The 19,206-nt window shown below is 73.3% G+C and carries 20 protein-coding genes; 14 read left to right on the top strand and 6 right to left on the bottom strand.

Annotation, left to right across the window (positions count from 1 at the left end; translation table 11 throughout):
* Positions 1 to 19 precede the first annotated feature (19 nt).
* Entirely contained in the window at positions 20 to 235 is a 216-nt protein-coding gene (locus tag IE207_RS33150) for a hypothetical protein (RefSeq protein WP_229873731.1), read from the top strand.
* Positions 236 to 280: 45 nt separating this feature from the next.
* Complete coding sequence (locus IE207_RS14920; protein WP_229873730.1) at positions 281 to 1,129, top strand: enoyl-CoA hydratase/isomerase family protein; 849 nt, start codon at positions 281 to 283, stop codon at positions 1,127 to 1,129.
* Between the two features lie 27 nt (positions 1,130 to 1,156).
* Here the strand turns inward: IE207_RS14920 and IE207_RS14915 are convergent, their stop codons facing one another.
* Positions 1,157 to 2,113: an SDR family oxidoreductase gene (locus IE207_RS14915; RefSeq protein ID WP_190184628.1), complete on the bottom strand. Its 957-nt coding sequence runs from the start codon at positions 2,111 to 2,113 to the stop codon at positions 1,157 to 1,159.
* A gap of 252 nt (positions 2,114 to 2,365) precedes the next feature.
* On the opposite strand from IE207_RS14915, the gene IE207_RS14910 reads away from it, so the two are divergent.
* From IE207_RS14910 to IE207_RS14890, 5 genes are all read left to right on the top strand, one after another.
* Entirely contained in the window at positions 2,366 to 3,340 is a 975-nt protein-coding gene (locus tag IE207_RS14910) for an NADPH:quinone oxidoreductase family protein (RefSeq protein ID WP_190184627.1), read from the top strand.
* Positions 3,337 to 4,524: an acyl-CoA dehydrogenase family protein gene (locus IE207_RS14905; protein ID WP_190184626.1), complete on the top strand. Its 1,188-nt coding sequence runs from the start codon at positions 3,337 to 3,339 to the stop codon at positions 4,522 to 4,524. The genes IE207_RS14910 and IE207_RS14905 overlap by 4 nt, the downstream gene beginning before the upstream one ends.
* Positions 4,521 to 5,633 (top strand): acyl-CoA dehydrogenase family protein, encoded by a 1,113-nt coding sequence (locus IE207_RS14900; RefSeq protein WP_190184625.1) that lies wholly within the window; start codon positions 4,521 to 4,523, stop codon positions 5,631 to 5,633. Before IE207_RS14905 ends, IE207_RS14900 begins: the two co-directional genes overlap by 4 nt.
* Before the next feature lie 100 nt (positions 5,634 to 5,733).
* Complete coding sequence (locus tag IE207_RS14895; RefSeq protein WP_190184624.1) at positions 5,734 to 6,102, top strand: tyrosinase family oxidase copper chaperone; 369 nt, start codon at positions 5,734 to 5,736, stop codon at positions 6,100 to 6,102.
* A 16-nt stretch (positions 6,103 to 6,118) separates the two neighbouring features.
* Positions 6,119 to 6,982 (top strand): tyrosinase family protein, encoded by an 864-nt coding sequence (locus tag IE207_RS14890; protein WP_190184623.1) that lies wholly within the window; start codon positions 6,119 to 6,121, stop codon positions 6,980 to 6,982.
* Positions 6,983 to 7,091: 109 nt separating this feature from the next.
* Here IE207_RS14890 and IE207_RS14885 read toward each other — a convergent pair whose 3' ends face one another.
* Positions 7,092 to 7,370 carry a chaplin gene (locus IE207_RS14885; protein WP_136212270.1) on the bottom strand — a complete coding sequence of 93 codons (279 nt, stop codon included), beginning with the start codon at positions 7,368 to 7,370 and terminating at the stop codon, positions 7,092 to 7,094.
* 93 nt (positions 7,371 to 7,463) lie between these two features.
* The gene (locus IE207_RS14880; RefSeq protein WP_190184622.1) at positions 7,464 to 7,802 is read right to left on the bottom strand and encodes a hypothetical protein; all 339 of its coding nucleotides are present in this window, start codon (positions 7,800 to 7,802) and stop codon (positions 7,464 to 7,466) included.
* A gap of 136 nt (positions 7,803 to 7,938) precedes the next feature.
* Between IE207_RS14880 and IE207_RS14875 the strand changes: the two genes are divergently transcribed.
* Entirely contained in the window at positions 7,939 to 9,384 is a 1,446-nt protein-coding gene (locus IE207_RS14875; protein WP_190184621.1) for a carboxylesterase/lipase family protein, read from the top strand.
* A gap of 21 nt (positions 9,385 to 9,405) precedes the next feature.
* Here IE207_RS14875 and IE207_RS14870 read toward each other — a convergent pair whose 3' ends face one another.
* Positions 9,406 to 10,860, bottom strand: a complete 1,455-nt coding sequence (locus IE207_RS14870; protein ID WP_190184620.1) for an alpha/beta hydrolase — start codon at positions 10,858 to 10,860, stop codon at positions 9,406 to 9,408.
* A 265-nt stretch (positions 10,861 to 11,125) separates the two neighbouring features.
* On the opposite strand from IE207_RS14870, the gene IE207_RS14865 reads away from it, so the two are divergent.
* The 3 genes from IE207_RS14865 to IE207_RS14855 are packed head-to-tail and all read left to right on the top strand — an operon-like array spanning position 11,126 to position 14,374.
* The gene (locus IE207_RS14865) at positions 11,126 to 12,010 is read left to right on the top strand and encodes an alkaline phosphatase family protein (RefSeq protein WP_190184619.1); all 885 of its coding nucleotides are present in this window, start codon (positions 11,126 to 11,128) and stop codon (positions 12,008 to 12,010) included.
* 2 nt (positions 12,011 to 12,012) lie between these two features.
* Complete coding sequence (locus IE207_RS14860; protein ID WP_190184618.1) at positions 12,013 to 13,302, top strand: MFS transporter; 1,290 nt, start codon at positions 12,013 to 12,015, stop codon at positions 13,300 to 13,302.
* Between the two features lie 40 nt (positions 13,303 to 13,342).
* The gene (locus tag IE207_RS14855; RefSeq protein ID WP_190184617.1) at positions 13,343 to 14,374 is read left to right on the top strand and encodes a TolB family protein; all 1,032 of its coding nucleotides are present in this window, start codon (positions 13,343 to 13,345) and stop codon (positions 14,372 to 14,374) included.
* A 65-nt stretch (positions 14,375 to 14,439) separates the two neighbouring features.
* On the opposite strand, the gene IE207_RS14850 is transcribed toward IE207_RS14855, so the two are convergent.
* The gene (locus tag IE207_RS14850) at positions 14,440 to 15,126 is read right to left on the bottom strand and encodes a GNAT family N-acetyltransferase (protein ID WP_190184616.1); all 687 of its coding nucleotides are present in this window, start codon (positions 15,124 to 15,126) and stop codon (positions 14,440 to 14,442) included.
* Between the two features lie 140 nt (positions 15,127 to 15,266).
* On the opposite strand from IE207_RS14850, the gene IE207_RS14845 reads away from it, so the two are divergent.
* From IE207_RS14845 to IE207_RS14835, 3 genes are read left to right on the top strand one after another with little or no spacing between them, the layout of a single operon-like run.
* Positions 15,267 to 16,097 (top strand): alpha/beta fold hydrolase, encoded by an 831-nt coding sequence (locus IE207_RS14845; RefSeq protein WP_190184615.1) that lies wholly within the window; start codon positions 15,267 to 15,269, stop codon positions 16,095 to 16,097.
* A 54-nt stretch (positions 16,098 to 16,151) separates the two neighbouring features.
* Positions 16,152 to 17,390, top strand: coding sequence for an MFS transporter (locus IE207_RS14840; RefSeq protein WP_190184614.1), 1,239 nt, complete (start codon positions 16,152 to 16,154; stop codon positions 17,388 to 17,390).
* A gap of 37 nt (positions 17,391 to 17,427) precedes the next feature.
* On the top strand, positions 17,428 to 18,117 hold the full coding sequence (locus tag IE207_RS14835; RefSeq protein ID WP_229873729.1) for a (2Fe-2S)-binding protein: 690 nt from the start codon (positions 17,428 to 17,430) through the stop codon (positions 18,115 to 18,117).
* A gap of 98 nt (positions 18,118 to 18,215) precedes the next feature.
* Here the strand turns inward: IE207_RS14835 and IE207_RS14830 are convergent, their stop codons facing one another.
* The gene (locus IE207_RS14830; protein WP_190184613.1) at positions 18,216 to 19,178 is read right to left on the bottom strand and encodes a hypothetical protein; all 963 of its coding nucleotides are present in this window, start codon (positions 19,176 to 19,178) and stop codon (positions 18,216 to 18,218) included.
* Between the last annotated feature and the right edge of the window lie 28 nt (positions 19,179 to 19,206).

The raw sequence follows: 19,206 nt of genomic DNA, 5'->3' as shown, positions 1-19,206 counted from the left end.
CGGAGTGCGCTGGGTCGCGGTGTCGGGAACCACCACGCCGACCCACGCGGCCGACGCGGGCCCCGGCCTCGAACGCTCCGTGGAGTCCCTGCTCAAGCACAAGGCGTACATCGAGGCGCTGACCGACCAGGACCCCGAGGAGTACGTCCGCACCTTCCTGACGGGCAACGCCCAGCAGGTGGCGGCCCGGTTCGGCGGCCGGCCGGCGGTCGCGTTCGAGCTCTTCCCGCGCTGACCGGCACCCCGGTAGGCTGACGCCTCGTCAGATCATGGGGTCGCGGTGATCGGGGTTGCGGTGATCGACACCACCAGTACGGACGTCGCGCGGGGCGAGCAGCGGATCCGGTTGGAGGTGACCGACGCGGTCGCCGTCCTCACCCTCTGCCGCCCGGACCGGCTCAACGGGTGGAGCTGGGAGTCCACCCGCCAGCTCGGTCTGCTGGCCGACCGGATCCGCTTCGACCCGGACGTACGGGTGGTCCTGCTGCGGGCCGAAGGCCGGGCGTTCTGCGCCGGGATCGACGTCACGGCCCCGGGCGGCGACATCACGGGGGAGAGCGGCGCCGAGCGGACCCGGAACTACTACGAGGGCATCCGCTGGGCCCACGAGCGCTTCGCGGTCCTCGCCGGGCTGCCCCAGCCGGTGGTCGCCGCGGTGCAGGGCTACTGCCTCGGCTTCGGCTTCGAGCTGGCCCTGATGGCCGACATCCGGGTGGCCGCCGAGGACGCCGTCTTCGCGCTGCCGGAGGCGGGCGTCGGCGTCGCGGTGGACGCGGGCGGCGACCTGCGCATCGCCCGGGACGCGGGTGCGGGCTGGGCGAAGTTCCTCGCCCTGACGGGCCGCCGCATCGACGCCGCGACCGCGGAACGCCGGGGCCTGGTCCAGGTCGTCGTGCCCGGGGCCGAGCTCGACGCCACCGCACGCGCGGTGGCAGCGGAGATCGCCGCCAACGCGCCCCTGGCCGTCCAGGGCATCAAGCGTGCCGTCGACGCCTACGCGGACGCCGCCCTCCCGGCGGCCCTGGACCGGGTGGCGATGACGGCGGCCCTGACCCTCACCTCGCGCGACGCGAGCGAGGGCTACGGGGCGAAGGCCGCCCGCCGTCCCCCGCACTTCACCGGCACCTGAACCCGGCGACGCGGCCCTCTCACCCTCTCACCCGGTGAACGGGCCGCGCCCCAGCTGCTCCCGCACCGGCACGACGTCCGGGTTGACCAGGGACCGGCGTTGCCAGTTCGCGCCGTCGACCACCAGGGTGTGCCCGGTGATGAAGCGGGCGTAGGGGGAGGCCAGGAAGGTGGCGGCCCAGCCCAGTTCCCGGGGCTCCCCGACCCGCAGGGCGGGCTGCCGGGCGGCATGCCCGGCCCCTGCCCCGGGGCTTGCCGCAGCCCCAGCCTTTGTCCCGGGGCTTGCCGCAGCCCCGGGCCCGGCCCGGTCCAGGCCGTCGCGGATGTCCCCGCTCATGTCCTCGTGCGGGAACAGCCCCGGCACCAGGCCGTTGATCCGGATGCCGTAGGGACCCCACTCGACGGCCAGCGTCTCCACCAGGTTCTTCACCCCCGCCTTCGCGGCGGCGCTGTGCGCGAAGCCGGGTCCGCCGGTCCAGGCGTAGGAGGCCCCGATGCTGACGATCGACCCGGGCGTGCCGGCCGCGAGGTGGCGGCGGCCGAACTCGCGGGTCATGAACCAGGTGCCGGTCAGGGTGATGTCCACCACCGCCCGCCAGGCGTTCGGCGACAGGTCCTCCGCCGGGCAGGGGAAGTTGGCGGCAGCGTTGTTGACCAGGACGTCCGGTGTCCGCCCGGACGCCGCCGCGGCCGCGTCGAAGACCTCCGCGACCCGCTCGGGATCACGGATGTCGCACACGGCGGCCGTCACCCGGCCCGCTCCGGGGACGGCATCCAACTCCGCGCACGCCGCCTCCAGCGGCGCCGGGCGCCGCCCGGCGATCACCACGTCCGCGCCGAGCCGCGCGAACTCCGCGGCGATCGCCTTGCCCAGCCCGGTCCCGCCGCCGGTGACCAGGACCGTATGGCCGGCGTACGTACCGGCGGGCAGCGCGGCGGCGCCGGACGGAGGCGGCGCGGGAAGCCCGCGCGGAAGGTTCTTCACCCACCCATCGATAGCGTGCGGGCCCCCAGATCACCATGCCCGCGCAGCGACGAGCCCGTCCCCGCTCCGGTTCTTCGCCGCCGCTCCGCCCACCCGGCCGGTGCCCGGGACGGCGCCGGTGAACGGCGGACCGCGCCGCGCGGCGCCTGCGGATCATGTCGATACGGATGGCGCCACCCGTTCCCAAAGGGGCAAGCGACCGCTTAGTATGCGCTCGGAGTGTGGTTCCTCGACGGCGGCTGGAGGCCCCGGATGCAGGCATGGCGCGTACATACCCCCGGCGAGCCCCGAGAGGCCATGCGCCTCGAAGAGGTTCCCGACCCGGTACCGGGCGACGGCGAGGTACGGCTCAAGGTACTCGCGGCGAACGTGAACTTCCCCGACGCGCTGCTCGCGCGCGGCCAGTACCAGATCCGGCCGCCGCTGCCCTTCACCCCCGGCGTCGAGATCTGCGGCGAGACCGAGGACGGCCGCCGCGTCATCGCCAACCCGACCCTGCCGCACGGCGGTTTCGCCGAGTACGTCACCGCGCCCGCGCACGCCCTGCTGCCGGCCCCCGACACCCTCGACGACGCCGAGGCGGCCGCTCTCCACATCGGGTACCAGACCGGCTGGTTCGGCCTCCACCGCCGGGCCCGCCTGCAGCCCGGCGAGACGCTGCTCGTGCACGCCGCCGCCGGCGGGGTCGGCAGCGCCGCCGTCCAGCTCGGCAAGGCCGCCGGGGCCACCGTCGTCGGCGTCGTCGGCGGCAAGGCCAAGGCCCGGACCGCCGAGGAACTGGGCTGCGACCTCGTCATCGACCGCACCGGCGAGGACATCGTCGCCCGCGTCAAGGAGTTCACCGGCGGCCGCGGAGCCGACGTGGTCTACGACCCGGTCGGCGGCGACGCCTACACCGCCTCCGCCAAATGCGTGGCCTTCGAGGGCCGGATCGTGGTCGTCGGCTTCGCCGGCGGCACCGTCCCCGCCCCCGCCCTCAACCACGCCCTCGTCAAGAACTACGCCATCCTCGGCCTGCACTGGGGCCTGTACGCCACCAAGGACCCGGCCGCGATCCTCGCCTGCCACGGCGAACTCACCCGCCTCGCCGCCGAGGGCGCCGTCAGACCGCTCGTCAGCGAACGCGTCCCGCTCACCGCGGCCGCCGACGCCGTACAGCGCGTCGCCGACGGCACCACCACCGGACGGCTGGTCGTCGTACCCTCCCTCGACGGAGGCAGCCGGTGATCACCACCGAGGAGCTGCTCACCCGCGTCCGCGACCTGCTCGCCGCCCACCCGCCCGCCACCACCGCCCCGGCCGACTTCCTGCGCGCCCGCTTCGACGCCGGACTCGCCTGGGTGCACTACCCCGAGGGCCTCGGCGGCCTCGGCGCACCCCGCACCCTGCAAGCCGTCGTGGACGCCGAACTGGAGGCCGCCGGAGCCCCCGACAACGACCCCCGGCGCATCGGCATCGGACTCGGCATGGCCGCGCCCACCATCCTCGCCTACGGCACCGAGGAGCAAAAGCGCCGCTTCCTGCGGCCCCTGTGGCTCGGCGAAGAAGTCTGGTGCCAGCTCTTCAGCGAGCCCGGCGCCGGCTCGGACCTGGCTGCCCTCGGCACCCGCGCCGTCCACGACGAGGCGAGTGACGAGTGGACCGTCGACGGGCAGAAGGTGTGGACCTCCAGCGCCCACACCGCCCGCTGGGCCATCCTCATCGCCCGCACCGACCCCTCCTTGCCCAAGCACCAGGGCATCACGTACTTCCTCTGCGACATGCACGCCCCCGGCGTGGAGGTCCGCCCCCTGCGCCAGATCACCGGCGAGGCCGAGTTCAACGAGGTGTTCCTCACCGGCGTCCGCATCCCCGACGCCCACCGGCTCGGCGCCGTCGGCCAGGGCTGGGCGGTCGCCCGTACGACCCTCATGAACGAACGCGTCTCCATCGGCGGCATGCGCATCCCCCGCGAAGGCGGCATGATCGCCCCCGTCGCCGCGGCCTGGCGCGAACGCCCCGAGCTGCGCACCCACGCCCTGCACCAGCGGCTCCTGGAACTGTGGGTCGAGGCGGAAGTGGCCCGGCTCACCGCCGAACGGCTGCGCCAGCAGCTCGCCGCGGGACAGCCCGGCCCCGAAGGCAGCGGCATGAAACTCACCTTCGCCCGCCTCAACCAGGAGATCAGCGGCCTGGAGGTGGAACTCCTCGCGGAAGAGGGGCTCCTGTACGAGGACTGGACGATGCGCCGCCCCGAGATCGTCGACTTCACCGGCAGGGACGCCGGCTACCGCTACCTGCGCGCCAAGGGCAACAGCATCGAGGGCGGCACCAGCGAAATCCTCCTCAACATCGTCGCCGAACGCGTCCTGGGCCTGCCCCCCGAGCCGCGCGACGACAAGGACCTCGCCTGGAAGGACCTGGCCCGATGAGCGCACCCTTCGACCTGCTCTACTCCGAGACGGAGGAGGAACTGCGCTCCGCGGTACGGGCCCTGCTGGCCGACCGGTGCCCGCCCGCGGCGGTCCTCGCCCGGGTCGAGAGCGGCCGGCCCCACGACCCCGAGCTGTGGCAGACCCTCGGCACCGGGATCGGGGCCGCCGGACTGCTCGTTCCGGAGAAGCTCGGCGGCCAGGGCGCGGGCCACCGAGAGGCGGCGGTGGTGCTGGAGGAGCTGGGCCGGGCCGTGGCGCCCGTCCCGTACCTGACCAGCGGGGTCCTCGCGACGGAGATCCTGCTCGGCTGCGACCCTTCCTCCGCCGAAGTGACCGCGCTGCTGCGCGAGGTGGCCTCCGGGCGGCAGGTGTGCGTACCGGCCGTGCCGCTGACCCTCGCCCCCGGCGCACCGCTGCCGTCGCCCGTACGGGACGCGGGCGGCGGGGTGCTGAGCGGCTCCGTGGGGTTCGTGGCCGACGCGGTGGCCGCCGACGTGCTGCTCGTACCGGCCGACACCGGCCTGTACGCCGTGCCGGCGGCGGAGGTCTCCCTCACGCCGCTGGTCCCGCTGGACCTGACCCGCCCGCTCGCCACCGTCCGCCTCGACGGCGCCCGCGGGACCCGCCTCGCCGATCCCGCCACCGCGCGGGCCGCCGTCGCCGGGGCACTGCTCTCGGGGGCCGGGCTGCTCGCCTCCGAGCAGGTGGGCATCGCCGAGTGGTGCCTGACCGAGACGGTGGCCCACGTCCGCACCCGCCACCAGTTCAACCGGCCCATCGGCTCCTTCCAGGCGCTCAAGCACCGCCTCGCCCGGCTCTGGCTCGACGTCGCCTCCGCGAGGGCAGCGGCGCGCGCGGCCGCCGACGCCCTCGCGACCGGCACCGCCGACGCACCGCTGACGATCGCCGTCGCCCAGGCCTACTGCTCCGGGGTCGCGGTGCGGGCCGCCGAGGAGTGCGTCCAGTTGCACGGCGGGACCGGGATGACCTGGGAGCACCCGGCGCACCTGTACCTCAAGCGGGCCAAGGCCGACTCGGCCGTCCTGGGGACGGCCGGCCACCACCGCAGCCTCGTCGCCGACTTCGCCGAGCTCCCCGCGCCGTAGACCGTTCCCCGCACCCCTGGGGTACTCGTACCCCAGGGGTGACCTCGTCCGCCGGACCGCGTTAGACCGCGTAGCACGGGCCATCGAGCGAGGAGAACGCATGTACGCAGCATCCGCCGCACCACTCACCCGTCGCGCGGTCCTCCGTTCGGCCTTCACCGCGGCGGTGCTCGCCGGAACGGCCGCCGCACTGGGCCCCGTCCTGCGCGCCCGCCGCCCCCGCCAGACGCTCACCCCGGCCCCGCTGGTGGAGGAGTCGTACCGCGGCCGCCACATCAGCATCGACCCGGTCGCTGCCGCGGTACGCATCGACGGGAGGCCCCTGCACGTGATGCGCCGGGCCGACGGCAGCTACCTGAGCGGGATCAACCACTTCCAGTCCTACGCGAGCCCGCTGGAGCTGGCCCGCGCGGCCGTGGACGAGCTGGGCACCACGCAACTGGCCATGGCCGCCCCCCACCACGGCTGACGGCAGGAGTCCCGCCTTGTACACCCGGCAGAACCAGAAGGACCTGACCCGCGCCCAGAAGCAGCGGTTCACGGCGGCGGTACTGGAGCTCAAGCGCAACGGCACCTACGACCAGTTCGTCCGCACCCACGGCAAGTACTTCGTCCCGGACCGGGACCGCAAGCTGCGCGTCGGACACATGTCCCCCTCCTTCTTCCCCTGGCACCGGCGCTTCCTGCTGGAGTTCGAGACGCAGCTGCGCTCCCTCGACGCCGGCGTCTCCATCCCGTACTGGGACTGGACCACCGACAACAGCCCCGCCTCCTCCCTGTGGGCCGAGGACTTCCTCGGCGGCACCGGACGCGAGGGCGACCACCAGGTCATGACCGGCCCCTTCGCCTACGGGAAGGGCAACTGGACCGTGACCGTCGGGGTCTCCGAGGCCCGCTACCTCACCCGCAACCTGGGCCGCCCCCAGACCCCGATCAAGCTCCCCACCAAGGCCGAACTCCAGTGGGCGGTCGACGACCCCACCTACGACGCCGCGCCCTGGGACTCCACCGCGCAGGGTGGCGGCTTCCGCAACAAGCTGGAGGGCTGGGCCGCACCGAAGAGCGAGCGCTGGCGCAACCACAACAAGGTCCACCAGTGGATCGGCGGCCATATGACGGGCGGCACCGCCCCCAACGACCCGGTGTTCTGGCTGCACCACGCCTTCGTGGACCTGGTCTGGGACCGCTGGCAGCAAAGGCACCCGGACTCCGGCTACCTGCCCGCGCAGCCGCCCCCGCCGGGCGACCTCCAGCACGGCCGGGTGATCGCCCTGGACGAGCCGATGCCGCCGTGGAACGTCACGCCGCGCGAGATGCTCCGTCACCAGGGCCAGTACCGCTACGAGTGACGCACCTCGTCCACGTACCGACCCGCACACCCGCCCGTACACATACCGAAGGGGCCCCCGCCGTCCGGCGGGGGCCCCTCTTCACTCGGTCGTGCTCAACGGCGGACGATCACTCGCCGTAGCCCTCGGTGTGGTGCTCGTCGCCACCCGACGCGTTGACGCAGGTGTTGCCGAACGCCGGGTTGAGCAGGGCGATCACGTTCACGGTGTTGCCGCAGACGTTGACCGGGACGTGCACGGGGACCTGGACCAGGTTGCCCGACAGGACACCGGGGGAGCCGATCGCCGCACCGTGCGCTCCGGCATCGGCGACGGCCAGACCCGCACCGGCCGCCACGGCGGTACCGGCGACAGCGGTGATGGCGAATGCCTTCGCGATACGCGACATCAAGATCTCCTCGTGAGATTGGATCGCCGCAGAGCTGCGGCATTTGACATGGCATACAACGCCGTGGCCGCCGAGGGGTCACGGCCGCTGCTCCTACCTGGTGACGGAAAAACGCACGGACGCGAAGTACGGCCGGACCGGGGTGACCGTCCCGGGCCGCAGCACCGCCACCGGAGCGCCCGCACAGTGCGGCTCCCGGTACAGGGTCGCGGTGGCCCGGCCGTGGTTGGTGACCGCCCGGCCACCGCCCCCCTCCGCCGCCACGCAGCCGCGCGGCGCGCTCAGGCCGTGGACCCTGTCGTCCTGGCCGACGTACTGGAAGTCGGGTCCCGCGGCCGCCGCCGCGGTGCCCGAGGCCGCGGTGGCCGCCAACAGCAGGACGGGCACCACGCCCGTCCGGACGACGCTTCGAAGGGTGCGGTCGATCGACATGGCTCGCATGACGGGTCCAACCCGCGGCGCACCGGACCGGGTCACGCCTTGTCACCCTTCGGGCGGGTGTGCGACCGTGCCCGCAGCGCCGGCTCCGGCGCCTCCCGCGACGGGAAGACGCCTCCAGGAGGTCACGATGAGTTCAGCGGGCGGCACCCGGCCCCGGGTCGGCACCCGGTACGGCGTCGTCGAGGGCCGGCTGGAGGAGGGCGGCATCCGCGTCTTCCGCGGCATCCCCTACGCCGCCCCGCCCGTCGGAGCCCTCCGGTTCGCCGCGCCCCGGCCGCCCGCCGCCTGGGACGGCGTACGCGATGCGGGCGACTTCGGGCCCACCGCCCCCAAGGTGCCCTACCCGGGCCGGTACGCGGCGCTGCTCCCCGACCCGGAGATCCCGGGAGACGACTGCCTGAACCTCAACGTGTGGACCCCGGACCCGTCACCCGGGGCCGCGCTGCCGGTCATGGTGTGGATCCACGGAGGCGCCCTCACCCGGGGGTCCTCCGCCGTGCCCGTGTACGACGGATCGGCCTTCGCCCGGGACGGGGTCGTCCTGGTCTCGGTCAACTACCGGCTCGGCGTGCTGGGCTACGGCGTCTTCCCCGACGCCCCCGCCAACCGGGGCCTGCTGGACCAGATCACCGCCCTCGCCTGGGTCCGGGACAACATCGAGGCCTTCGGCGGCGATCCCGGCCGCGTCACCGTCTTCGGGGAGTCCGCCGGCGCCATCAGCGTCGGCGCCCTGCTGGCCGCCCCCCGCGCCGCCGGGCTGTTCGCGCGCGCCGTCATGCAGAGCGGCCCGCCCGAGGTGCTCCCCCACGAGCGGGCCCGCCCGGTGGTCCGCAGGATGGCCTCGCTGCTCAAGGTGCCCGCCACCGCGAAGGCCTTCACCGCCGCCGCCCTGCCGGACCTGCTGGCCGCACAGGCAGCCGTGCTGCGCCGCTCGGGTCCGGTCGGCGGCCCCGCCTTCGGCCTGGTAGCCGACCCCGACTCGCTGCCCGGGGATCCGGCGGCGGCCGCGGCTGCCCGCGCCGTGCCGCTGCTGCTCGGCTGGACCGCCGAGGAACACCGGCTCTGGCTCGCGCCCACCGGGGCGATGCGGCTGCTGGACCGGATGGGCCCGCTCGCGGTGGAACTGGCCCGCGTCCGCAGCGGCAAGGACCGCGCCGCCGTACGGGCGCTGCGCGCCGCCCTGCCCGGGGCGGGTCCCGCCGACCTCGCCGGGCACCTGCTCACCGACCGGCTGCTGCGCGATCCGCTGCGCCGGCTCGCCGCAGCCCGCAGGGCCGCCCCGACGCACCTGTACGAGTTCCGCTGGCCCAGCGGTGTGCCGGGCCTCGGCGCCTGCCACGCGCTGGAGCTGGGCTTCGTCTTCGACACCCTTCACAAGCCGGAGTCGGCGTGGCTCGCGGGGCCGGACGCACCGCAGGCACTGGCCGACGAGATGCACGCGGCCTGGGTCCGGTTCGCCGTCGCCGGAGACCCGGGATGGGCTCCGTGGGACGGCAACGGCCCGCCGAAGGTGTTCGGCGGGCCGCAGCGGGAGGAGCGGGACGCTCGGCGGGCCGTGGGGTTCACCCCGTAGGCCGCCGGGCACCCGGCCCCGTCATTCGACGGGGCCCTCCATGACCTTGCTGATGAACTCGATGGGGCCTTCGCCCATGTTCGGCACGTATGTCTTGGCGTTGTGCTCGCCGCCCGCGATGACCCTCAGGCTGGTGTGGATCGGTCCCTTGCCGTAGGTGGCGATGAACTTCTGCACGTCGGGGAGGGTTCTCTTGTTGTTCTCGTTGTCGCCGACCTGGAAGGCGAGGTAGACGTCCGGGCTGCCCTTCTTGTCGATGAGCTGCTTCGCCAGCAGCTCCGGGTTGTTCTCCGCCTTCTCCTTCTCGTGGCCCTTCCACATCAAGGAGTCGGGCACGATGTCCGGTCCCGAGCAGATGGCGGCCTTGAACTTCTCCGGGTACTTGAGCACGGCCTTGAGGCTCGCGAAGCCGCCCGTGGAGGAGCCCATGAAAGCCCAGCCGTCGCGCGACTTGATCGTGCGGAAGTTCTCCCGCATCAGGTCCGGGACGTCGTCGGTCAGCCAGGTGCCCATCTTGGGCTGGCCGGGGATGTCCGAGGCGTCCCAGTACTTGTTCGACTGCTCGCCCTCAGGGTTGAGCACCGGCATGGCCAGGATGAAGGGCTTGCTCTTGCCCTCGCTGTACCACTTGCTGATGCTGGCCTGGAGCTTGAGGTCGGCGCCCATCCAGTAGTTCACCGGGAAGCCGGAGCCACCGGGCAGCGCGATCATGACCGGGAAGCCGCTCTTGGCGAACTTGGGGTCGTTGTACTCCTTCGGAGCCCAGACCCAGACCTTCCCCTTGAAGCCCGACTTCTTGCCGTCGAGCGTGGTGACGGCCACGTGGGTGCCGTCGGAGAGGGTCGACTCGTTCTTGAAGACGGCCGTCGGGTTCGTCGGCATCGACATCTTCGAGTTCGCCGCCGGCTTGGGGGCCTCGCCGGCGGCGCCGGGCTTGGCCCCGCCGAAGCTGACCGCCTGCCCCTTGTCGCTGAAAGGAGGTATGTCGAAGTGGCTCATCACCAGGGCCGCGACACCCGCGAGGGCGAGGACGGTGGTACCGGCGATCAGCCAGCGCTTGACCTTGGACTTGCGGCGCGGGGGCTCCTCCTCGTACGGAGGCTCGCCGTACGTCTCGTACGCCCGGGTCTGGTCGTACTGCTCGTCGTACTGCTGCCCCTGCTGGTCGGGCCGGTGGTACTGGGGCTGCTGCTCGTACGGGGACGGCCCGCGCTGCGGGGGCGGCTGCTGGCCGTAACCCTGCTGCCCGTATCCGCGCTGGTCGTACCCCTGCTGGTCATAGCCCTGGCCGGCCGGCCGGCCGTACCCCTGCGGGTTGCCGTACTGCTGCTGCGGACGCTGCTGACGGCCCTGGCCCTGCTGACCGCCCTGGCCCCGGCCCTGCTGCTGCCCGTACGGCGGCTGTGGTGGCTGCGGTTGCTGTCCTTCCGGCCGGTACGGCGGCTGGTACGGCTGCCCGTCGGGTGAGTACGACATGTGCGGTGGCTTCTCCGGCTGGTACTGCCCCGTCGGGGCGGGGTGGGACTGCTTCCGTTCGAATGATGAACGAAACTACCTGTTGGTTCCTCATTTTGCCTTCTCTTGGCATTCCCGGGGCCATGCCATTGCCCGGGGCTAAGATGGAGGCCGGAGTTACCGTTCTGTTCGCCAAGTATCCCTGGCCCATGCACATGCCCCTGGGTATGTTGCCTCCGCGCCGCCCCAAGTCCCCCCGCGCCCGGAGGTAGAAACCGTGTTTGGCATGCCCCTTTCACGTCCCCGTCGCAAGACCGCCCTCGCCACCGCCTTCGGTGTAACCGCCGCCGGCGCCGCCCTGTGGGCCGGCATCGGAGCGGCCGCCCAGCCCGCCCACGCGGCGGGGCTGCCGGCCCCCGACCACATCGTCGTCGCGGTCTTCGAGAACCACGCCTACAACCAGGTCATCGGCAGCTCCAGCGCCCCCTACATCAACTCCCTCAAGACCGGGGGCGCCAACCTCACCAACTCCTTCGGCGTCACCCACCCCAGCCAGCCCAACTACCTCCAGCTGTTCTCCGGCTCCAACCAGGGCGTCACGGACGACAGCTGTTACACCCCCGCGTTCAGCTCCGCGCCCAACCTGGCCTCCGAGCTGATAGCCGCCGGCAAGAGCTGGACCAGCTACAACGAGACCCTCCCAAGCCAGGGCTCCACCACGTGCAGCAGCGGCAACTACGCCCGCAAGCACAACCCCTGGTTCGCCTTCTCCAACGTGCCCACCAGCACCGCGAAGACCATGACCCAGTTCCCGACGGACTTCACCACCCTCCCCAAAATGTCCTTCGTCGTCCCGAACCTCTGCAACGACATGCACGACTGCTCCGTCGGCACCGGCGACACCTGGCTCAAGAACAACCTCAAGGCCTACGCGGACTGGGCCAAGACCCACAACAGCCTGCTGGTCGTCACCTTCGACGAGGACAACCGGCTCGCCGGCAACAAGATCCCGACCGTGCTCTACGGCCAGCCCGTCACCCCGGGCAGCACCTCCTCCACCACCTACAACCACTACGACGTGCTGCGCACCCTCGAAGGCCTGGCCGGCCTGAGCACCCACGCCGGGAACGCCGCCACCGCCAAGGACATCACGGGGATCTGGACCTCCTGACCATGTACGTTGCGGACAGTCGCGGTACTCCCGCGCCCGCCGTGACCCCCGAGCCGCAGGCCGTCGTCCCGGGCACCGGCCCGGGGCGGCGCGCCGCGCTCGCGCCCACGGTCCTCGCCCTCGGTACGGTCAGCCTGATCACCGACGTCTCCTCCGAGATGGTCACGGCCGTGCTCCCGCTCTACCTCGTCGCCGGACTGGGCCTCACCCCCCTCGGCTTCGGACTCCTCGACGGCCTCTACAACGGGGTCAGCGCCCTGGTCCGGCTCACCGGAGGGCACCTCGGCGACCGCCTCGGCCGGCACAAGGCCCTCGCGGGGATCGGCTACGGGCTCTCCGCCCTGTGCAAACCGCTGCTGCTGCTCGCGCACACCCTGCCCGCCATCGGAGCGGTGCTCGCCCTGGACCGCACCGGCAAGGGCCTGCGCACCGCGCCGCGAGACGCCCTGATCTCGCTGGCCGCCGCCCCCGCCGAACGCGGGCGGGCCTTCGGCGTGCACCGGGCCATGGACACGGCGGGCGCACTCATCGGCCCGCTGCTGGCCTTCCTCATCCTGCGCGGCGCCGCCGATGGCTACGACGCCGTCTTCACCGTCAGCGCCTGCGTGGCCGCCCTCGGCGTGCTCGTCCTGGTGCTCTTCGTGCCAGGCCGCCGGACCCGGCCGGCCGCCGACGCGGCCCCCGTCTCGCTGAGGGCCTCCGTCGGGCTGCTGCGCGGCACCGGACTGCGCCGCATCACCCTCGCCGCGCTGCTCCTGGGCCTGTGCACCGTCAGCGACGCCTTCGTCTTCCTGCTGCTCCAGCGGGCCGGCCACTTCCCCGACCGCTGGTTCGCCCTGCTGCCACTGGGCACCGCCGCCGCGTTCCTCCTCCTCGCGCTGCCGCTGGGCCGGCTCGCCGACCGCGTCGGGCGCCGCCGCGTCTTCCTCGGCGGCCACCTCGCGCTGCTCGCCGCCTACGGGCTGCTGCTGACCGGCGGCACACACCCCGCGCTGCCGTACGCGGTGCTGCTGCTGCACGGCACGTTCTACGCCGCCACCGACGGGGTGCTCATGGCGGCCGCGGCCGCCGTGGTGCCCGCAGAGCACCGCGGGGGAGGCCTCGCCCTGGTCCAGACCGGGCAGGCCGTCGCCCGGTTCGCCGCCTCCCTCGGCTTCGGCGCCGCCTGGACCGTCTGGGGCGCGCGCCCCGCGCTGGCCGTGGCCGCCGGACTCCTGGCCGTGGCCCTGGCCGGCTGCGCGCGGCTGTACTCCGCGGACGCCGATGAGGAAACCGTCGCCGAAGCCGTCTGAACCCGCCCCCACACCCCCCCCGCGTGTCCGAAAGGCCCCCATGACCCTCCAACGCCGGATCCTGATCCTCGTCACCGCCGTCGTGCTGCTCTCCGCAGTGGGGGTGATCGCCGTCGTGCGGGCCTCCTCGCGGGCCGACGAGAAGGACCGGGCCCGGCCGGGGGGCCCTGAGGTCACCCGCGGCGAGGTCTCCCTGACCCCGGCGGACGGCGCGCCGCGGATCGTCTTGCGGAACATGGCGTGGGGCCCGCACCGCGACGAGCTCGTCACGGTCCCGGCCGCCTCGCCCGGCGGACCCCGTACCGCCTCCGGGGTGAGCTGCCTGCGCTTCCACTCCGCAGCGGGCACCGGGGTCTGCCTCCAGGCCGAGAAGGGCGGGGTCCAGGAGCAGTACCGGGCGGTCGTGCTGGACGCCCACCTCAAGGTGGTCTCCTCGCACCCGCTCGCCGGGATCCCCACCCGGGCCCGCGTCTCGCCCGGCGGGCACCTCGCCGCCTGGACGGTGTTCGTCGGCGGGGATTCGTACGCCGGTACGAACTTCTCCACCCGGACCTCACTGCTCGATCTGCGCACCGGCCGGTACGACGCCTCGCTGGAGGACTTCACCATCGTCAAGGACGGCAAGGCGTACCGGAACGCCGACGTCAACTTCTGGGGCGTCACCTTCGCCGCCGACGAGCAGACCTTCTACGCGACGCTCGCGACCGGCGGTCAGACCTACCTCGTCCGCGGGGACCTCACCGCTCGCACGGTGACCACGCTCCGCGAGAACCTCGAATGCCCCTCCCTGTCGCCTGACGGCACCAGGCTGGTGTTCAAGAAGCGGGTGCCGGGCCTGTCCGCCGACGCGCCGTGGCGGCTCTACGCCCTGGACCTGGCCACGATGAAGGAGACCCCGCTCGCGGAGCAGCGCAGCGTGGATGACCAGGTGGTGTGGAAGGACGACCGGACCGTCGTCTACGCCCTGCCCGGCGACTTCGGCGCCGATCTGTACGCACTGCCCGCCGACGGCACGGGCACCCCGGCCCCGCTGATGACGTCGGCCCTCGCACCGGCCTTCCTCGGGAGCTAGCGGGAAGGGACGGGGCGAGGGCCGACGTGGAAGGACCGCCCGGCCGGACGCAGGACGCAGGACCGTTACGCCGGAACCAGCGCCTTGCGCCGCCGCCTGCGCGGCGCCGCGGGCGCCAGCCTGAGCTCGATGATCGAGCGGACCGTCGGCCACTCCTCGTCGAGGACCGAGTAGAAGGCAGTGCTGCGCACGGCGCCGTCCAGCCCCCGCGAATGGGCCCGGCGCACCCCTTCGCAGGTGAAGCCGAGACGTTCCATCGCGGCCCGCGAGCGGCCGTTGCGCGCGTCCGCGCGCAGCGAGACGCGGCGCACGCCCCAGGTCTCGAAGGCGTGGCGGAGCATGAGCAGCTTGGCCTCGGTGTTGATGCCGGTGCCCTGCGCCTGCGGGGACAGCCAGGTGTTGCCGATCTCGGCGGCGTCGGGGACCGCCGTCGCCGGATCGCCGAACGGGACCCCCGGCACGGCAGGCCACACGAGCGGCCCCTGCCAGTAATCGAGTTCCAAGAACCGGGTCGAACCGACGACCCGCCCATCGGTGGCTCTGACCACCGCGAACGGGAGGGATCGACCGGCCGCCTGATCGGCGAGCGCGCGGTCGATGTACTCGCGGGACGCCTGCAGCCCGTGCGGCACGGGAGTGAAGGCGTAAGTCGTACGATCCTCGGCACCGGCCACGGCCAGGGCCTCGGTGTGGTGGGGGGCGAGGGGCTCCAGCCGCACGGAGCGGCCGGCGAGGAGTACGGGTACGGGCACGGAGCCTTCGGTCCTTCTGGGCGGTGGGGTGGTTGCACAGTCTGCGCTCCTGACGTCACCCCCCGCGCAAAACGCGGGTGAAAGGCAACGGGCTGTCAGGTGAACGCGAGTGGCTCAATGTAGCTCCTTAAGGTGCTCTCATGAACCCCCAAAATGGCAACGCCGCGACGATGTTTTTCGACGACCTTGGTCCGCGGGGCGCGGAGCCGGTGCTCCTGGTTCACGGACACCCGTTCAACCGCACGATGTGGGCTCCCCAGGCCACCGCGCTGGCCGCCGCCGGCTACCGCGTGATCACCCCTGACCTGCGGGGATACGGGGAAAATCCGGCGCGGCCGGGCGTCACGCCGTTCGCCGCGTTCGCGGACGACCTCGTCGCCCTCCTCGACCACCTGGACATCGAACAGGCGGTCGTCGGCGGGGTGAGCATGGGCGGTCAGATCGCGATGGAACTCTGGTTGCGCCACCCGGGTCGGGTACGGGGTCTCGTCCTGTCCGACACCTCCCCGGTTCCGGAGACGCAGGAGGGCAAGGCGTTCCGTCGAAGCCTCGCCGACCGGCTCCTCGCCGAGGGCATGAAGCCGTACGCCGACGAGGTCATCGACAAGATGCTGGCGCCCTACAACGTCACCGGGATGCCCGGGGCGGCCGCCTCCGTCATGGCGATGATGCGCGCCACCGACCCCGAGGGCGCGGCCGCCGCCCTGCGCGGCCGGGCCGAGCGGCCCGACTACCGTCCCGCGCTGGCCCGGCTGCCCGAGTCGGTGCCCTGCCTGGTGCTGGTCGGCGCGGACGACGTCTACACCCCCGTCGCGGACGCCGAGGCCCTGCACGCGCTCATCGCCCACTCCCGGCTCGCCGTGATCGACCGGGCCGGGCACCTGCCGGGCGTGGAGCGGCCGGACGCCTTCAACCGGGCGCTGCTGGAGTTCCTCGCGGACGGCCGGTCCGAGCGGCAAGTGGCCCGCTGAAACGCCGCCCCACTGGCCCACAGCGGCGGGCCAGTGGACTGGTCCAATGATCAGGTGACCATATGCTTCCTGCCCCCGCCCGGCGCGCCGCGCCGCCTGGCCGCCGCCCAGCTGAGCAACTCCGTCGGCGACGGCGCCTACTACGTGTGTTCGGCGCTCTACTTCAACCTGGTGGTGGGCCTCTCGCCCGGCCAGATCGGGCTCGGCCTGACCGTGGCCTGGGCCACCGGCTCCGTCGCCGGCGTCCCGCTCGGGGCCCTCGCCGACCGGCGCGGGCCCCGGGGCACCTCGGTGCTGCTGGCCGTGGCCACCGCCGCCTCGGTGGCGTCCTTCCTCGTCATCCGCTCGTTCTGGGCCTTCCTGCTCGCGGTGGTCTGCTACGCCACAGCCCAGTGCGGGCTCGCCGCCGCCCGTCAGGCGCTGCTCGCCGGGGTGGTCGCGCCGGGGGACCGGACCGGGGTGCTCGCACACCTCCAGGCCGTCCTCAACGCCGGACTCGCGGTGGGCGCCGCCCTCGGCGGGCTCGCCCTGAGCGCCGGCACCGAGCGGGCCTACCTCACGGTGTTCGTGCTGGACGCGGCCGGCTTCCTGCTGTGCGCCGCACTGCTGCTCCGGTTGCCCGCGGTGGCACCGGCGGCGGGGCGGGCGTCCGGGCAGCCGCGGCTGGCGGTGCTCCGCGACCGGCCGTACGCCCTGGTCACGCTGCTCAACGCGGTCCTGCTGCTGCGGATGCCGCTGCTGAGCCTGGCGATCCCGCTGTGGGTCGTGGAGCGCACCCAGGCCCCCGGGTGGCTGGTGTCGGCGCTGTTCGTGCTCAACACCGCCGCCGTGATGCTGTTCCAGGTGCGCGTGGCCCGGCAGGTGACCGGCCTGGAGAGCGCGGGCCGGGCCGTGCGCCGCTCCGGGCTCGTGATGGCCGCCTCCTGCGGGGTGTTCGCCTTCTCGGCGCTGCCCGGGGCCGGGTGGGCCGCCGCGCTGCTGCTGGTGGCGGGCGCCGTGCTCCAGGTCGACGCCGAGATGCGCCAGTCCGCCGGGTCCTGGCAGATCGGCTTCTCGCTGGCCCCCGCCGGGCAGATGGGCCAGTACCAGGGGTTCTTCGGGACGGGCGTACCCGTCGCCCGGACCGTGGGGCCGCTGCTGCTGACCTCGCTCCTCCTGCTGTGGGGCATCCCGGGGTGGCTGCTGCTGGGCGCCGTGCTGGCGGCCGCGTCGTACGCCATGGGCCCGGCGGTGCGCCGGGCCGGGGCTGTTCACCAGCGGAGCGAGCCCTCGGGTGCCGTCGTACAAGGGTGACGTCCTACAGGAGGCGGCCGCCTGAGATCATCACCGGATGGAAGAGACCGGTATGGAGGAGGTGCTGCGGCGGCTGGCCGCCGTCGGGCCCTTCTTCCGCGTGCCGTACGGGAACACGCCGCCCGGCGCGGGCTTCCGGCCGCTCGCGGAGCTGTACGGGGAAGGCCTCGGGCCCTACGTCTGCGAGATCGGGCGGCGGCTCGGCAGCGGGCCGGGCAGGGTGGCCGCCTCGACCGCGCAGTTCGGCATCGCCTCGCGGCTGTGGTCGCTCGGTCTGGGATGCGCGGCGCTCTCGGGGCGCGTGCCGGACCTGGGCCCGGACCGCGTCTGGTGGCGGTTGCCCGAGGCGGGCTCGCTGGAACTGTGGCTGCCGCGCCCCGACCCGGGAGCCCGGCCCGCCGAGGCCCTCGCGGAGATCCTGCCCGGCCACCTCGGCGTCCTGGACGCGGCGCTGCGCGAGCGGTTCGGGGTATCGCCCCGGGTACTGCGCGGGAACAGCGCCTCGGCCCTGGTCGGCGCGTTGCGCGTGCTGATCGACCGGGTACCGGCGGGGCCGGTGGTACGCCTGGCCGCCTCCCTGCTCGCCGCCGACGGCCCCCTCGCCGGGACGGGCACCTTCATCCACGAGGACGGCCTCGGCGTGGCCTTCACCCGCCGCAGCTGCTGCCTCTACTACCGCGTCCCCGGCGGAGGCCTCTGCGGCGACTGCGTCCTGCGGACGAGATGACGCGGCGGGCGCACCGGTCCACCGACGCGGTGGAGATCGCCTGGCTGACCGCCGCAGTGGGCGGCATCGACTCGGACGAGGGGCCGCCGCTGGGGGACTCAGCCGTTGAGCGCTGCGGTGGCGGCCTTCACCTGGGCCTGTAGGTCGGTCTTGATCTGCGCCATGGCGGCGGCGTTCTCGGCGATCGCCTGCTGCTGGTAGGCGAAGTCGACGGAATACCAGACGCCGACCAAATTCGTCCTGTGCCGGCAGGCCGCGTCGGCCGTCGCCACCTGGATCTCGTGCGGCGTGGGCCCGGGGCTGTCCCACCACGTCTTGTCGCCCAGCGCGGCCACCGGATCCGGGTAGCTGAAGCCGCCCTCCTTCATGCACTGCGACCACTGCCCGAACACCGCCCGGGTCCGGGCGTCCTTCTGGGAGTCCAGCAGTGTACGGAACTTGAGGTCCTCTGCGAGCTGCGCGTCGCCCACTCTGCCGTCCACGGCGCCGGTCAGCGCTTTGACGGCCTCCCCGACGCAGCCGTGGTCCGGCACCGTCTGGCCACTGATGACCTGCCCGCCGGGGCCGAACTTCTGCTTGACGTCGGACGACCCCCGTAGGGCGACCGTCATCTCCTGGCTCAGTTGCGGCCTGGGGGGCATCGATTCGGCGCCGGCGTCACCGCCCTCCGAGTGATAGCCCCACTTCGCCATCACAGCGGCATTCTGCGGCCCGTAACGGCCGTCCCTGCGGGTGGTCGGCGCATCGGTGCCGCGCGTCGGCCGGGGCGGTACCTGGGGCACGTAGTCGAAACCGAAGCGTGCCATGCAGCTCGTGCCGAGCCGCGCCTGGGCCCTCTCGACCGTGAACATCTGCTCCGGATCGAACAGATAGGCGTCCAGGGGCAAAGGGCGGTCGTTCGCCGAATCGAGCACGGGTGTGGCGGACACCGGGGGCGGAACCACCACGCGGGTCGGTGTGCCGGTGCCGCGCTTCGCGTCCGGGTCGGCGCTCGTACAGCCGGCCAGCAGCAGCGGCAGGGCGACCAGGAGGACGAGGGAGCGAGGCGGGCGGCTGAACACAGGCGTGATGTCTCTCGGTTCGGCGAGG

It is taken from the genome of Streptomyces cirratus (assembly GCF_014650775.1).
Taxonomy (GTDB): domain Bacteria; phylum Actinomycetota; class Actinomycetes; order Streptomycetales; family Streptomycetaceae; genus Streptomyces; species Streptomyces cirratus.
This window is presented reverse-complemented; position numbering and strand designations above follow the sequence as displayed.

Bases quoted from the DNA above. Each gene is read 5' to 3' on its own strand.
- IE207_RS14910 (WP_190184627.1), top strand. From the start codon at position 2,366: ATGCAGGCATGGCGCGTACATACCCCCGGCGAGCCCCGAGAGGCCATG.
- IE207_RS14900 (WP_190184625.1), top strand. From the start codon at position 4,521: ATGAGCGCACCCTTCGACCTGCTCTACTCCGAGACGGAGGAGGAACTG.
- IE207_RS14895 (WP_190184624.1), top strand. From the start codon at position 5,734: ATGTACGCAGCATCCGCCGCACCACTCACCCGTCGCGCGGTCCTCCGT.
- IE207_RS14885 (WP_136212270.1), bottom strand. From the start codon at position 7,370: ATGTCGCGTATCGCGAAGGCATTCGCCATCACCGCTGTCGCCGGTACC.
- IE207_RS14880 (WP_190184622.1), bottom strand. From the start codon at position 7,802: ATGTCGATCGACCGCACCCTTCGAAGCGTCGTCCGGACGGGCGTGGTG.
- IE207_RS14875 (WP_190184621.1), top strand. From the start codon at position 7,939: ATGAGTTCAGCGGGCGGCACCCGGCCCCGGGTCGGCACCCGGTACGGC.
- IE207_RS14870 (WP_190184620.1), bottom strand. From the start codon at position 10,860: ATGTCGTACTCACCCGACGGGCAGCCGTACCAGCCGCCGTACCGGCCG.
- IE207_RS14865 (WP_190184619.1), top strand. From the start codon at position 11,126: ATGCCCCTTTCACGTCCCCGTCGCAAGACCGCCCTCGCCACCGCCTTC.
- IE207_RS14860 (WP_190184618.1), top strand. From the start codon at position 12,013: ATGTACGTTGCGGACAGTCGCGGTACTCCCGCGCCCGCCGTGACCCCC.
- IE207_RS14855 (WP_190184617.1), top strand. From the start codon at position 13,343: ATGACCCTCCAACGCCGGATCCTGATCCTCGTCACCGCCGTCGTGCTG.
- IE207_RS14845 (WP_190184615.1), top strand. From the start codon at position 15,267: ATGAACCCCCAAAATGGCAACGCCGCGACGATGTTTTTCGACGACCTT.
- IE207_RS14835 (WP_229873729.1), top strand. From the start codon at position 17,428: ATGGAAGAGACCGGTATGGAGGAGGTGCTGCGGCGGCTGGCCGCCGTC.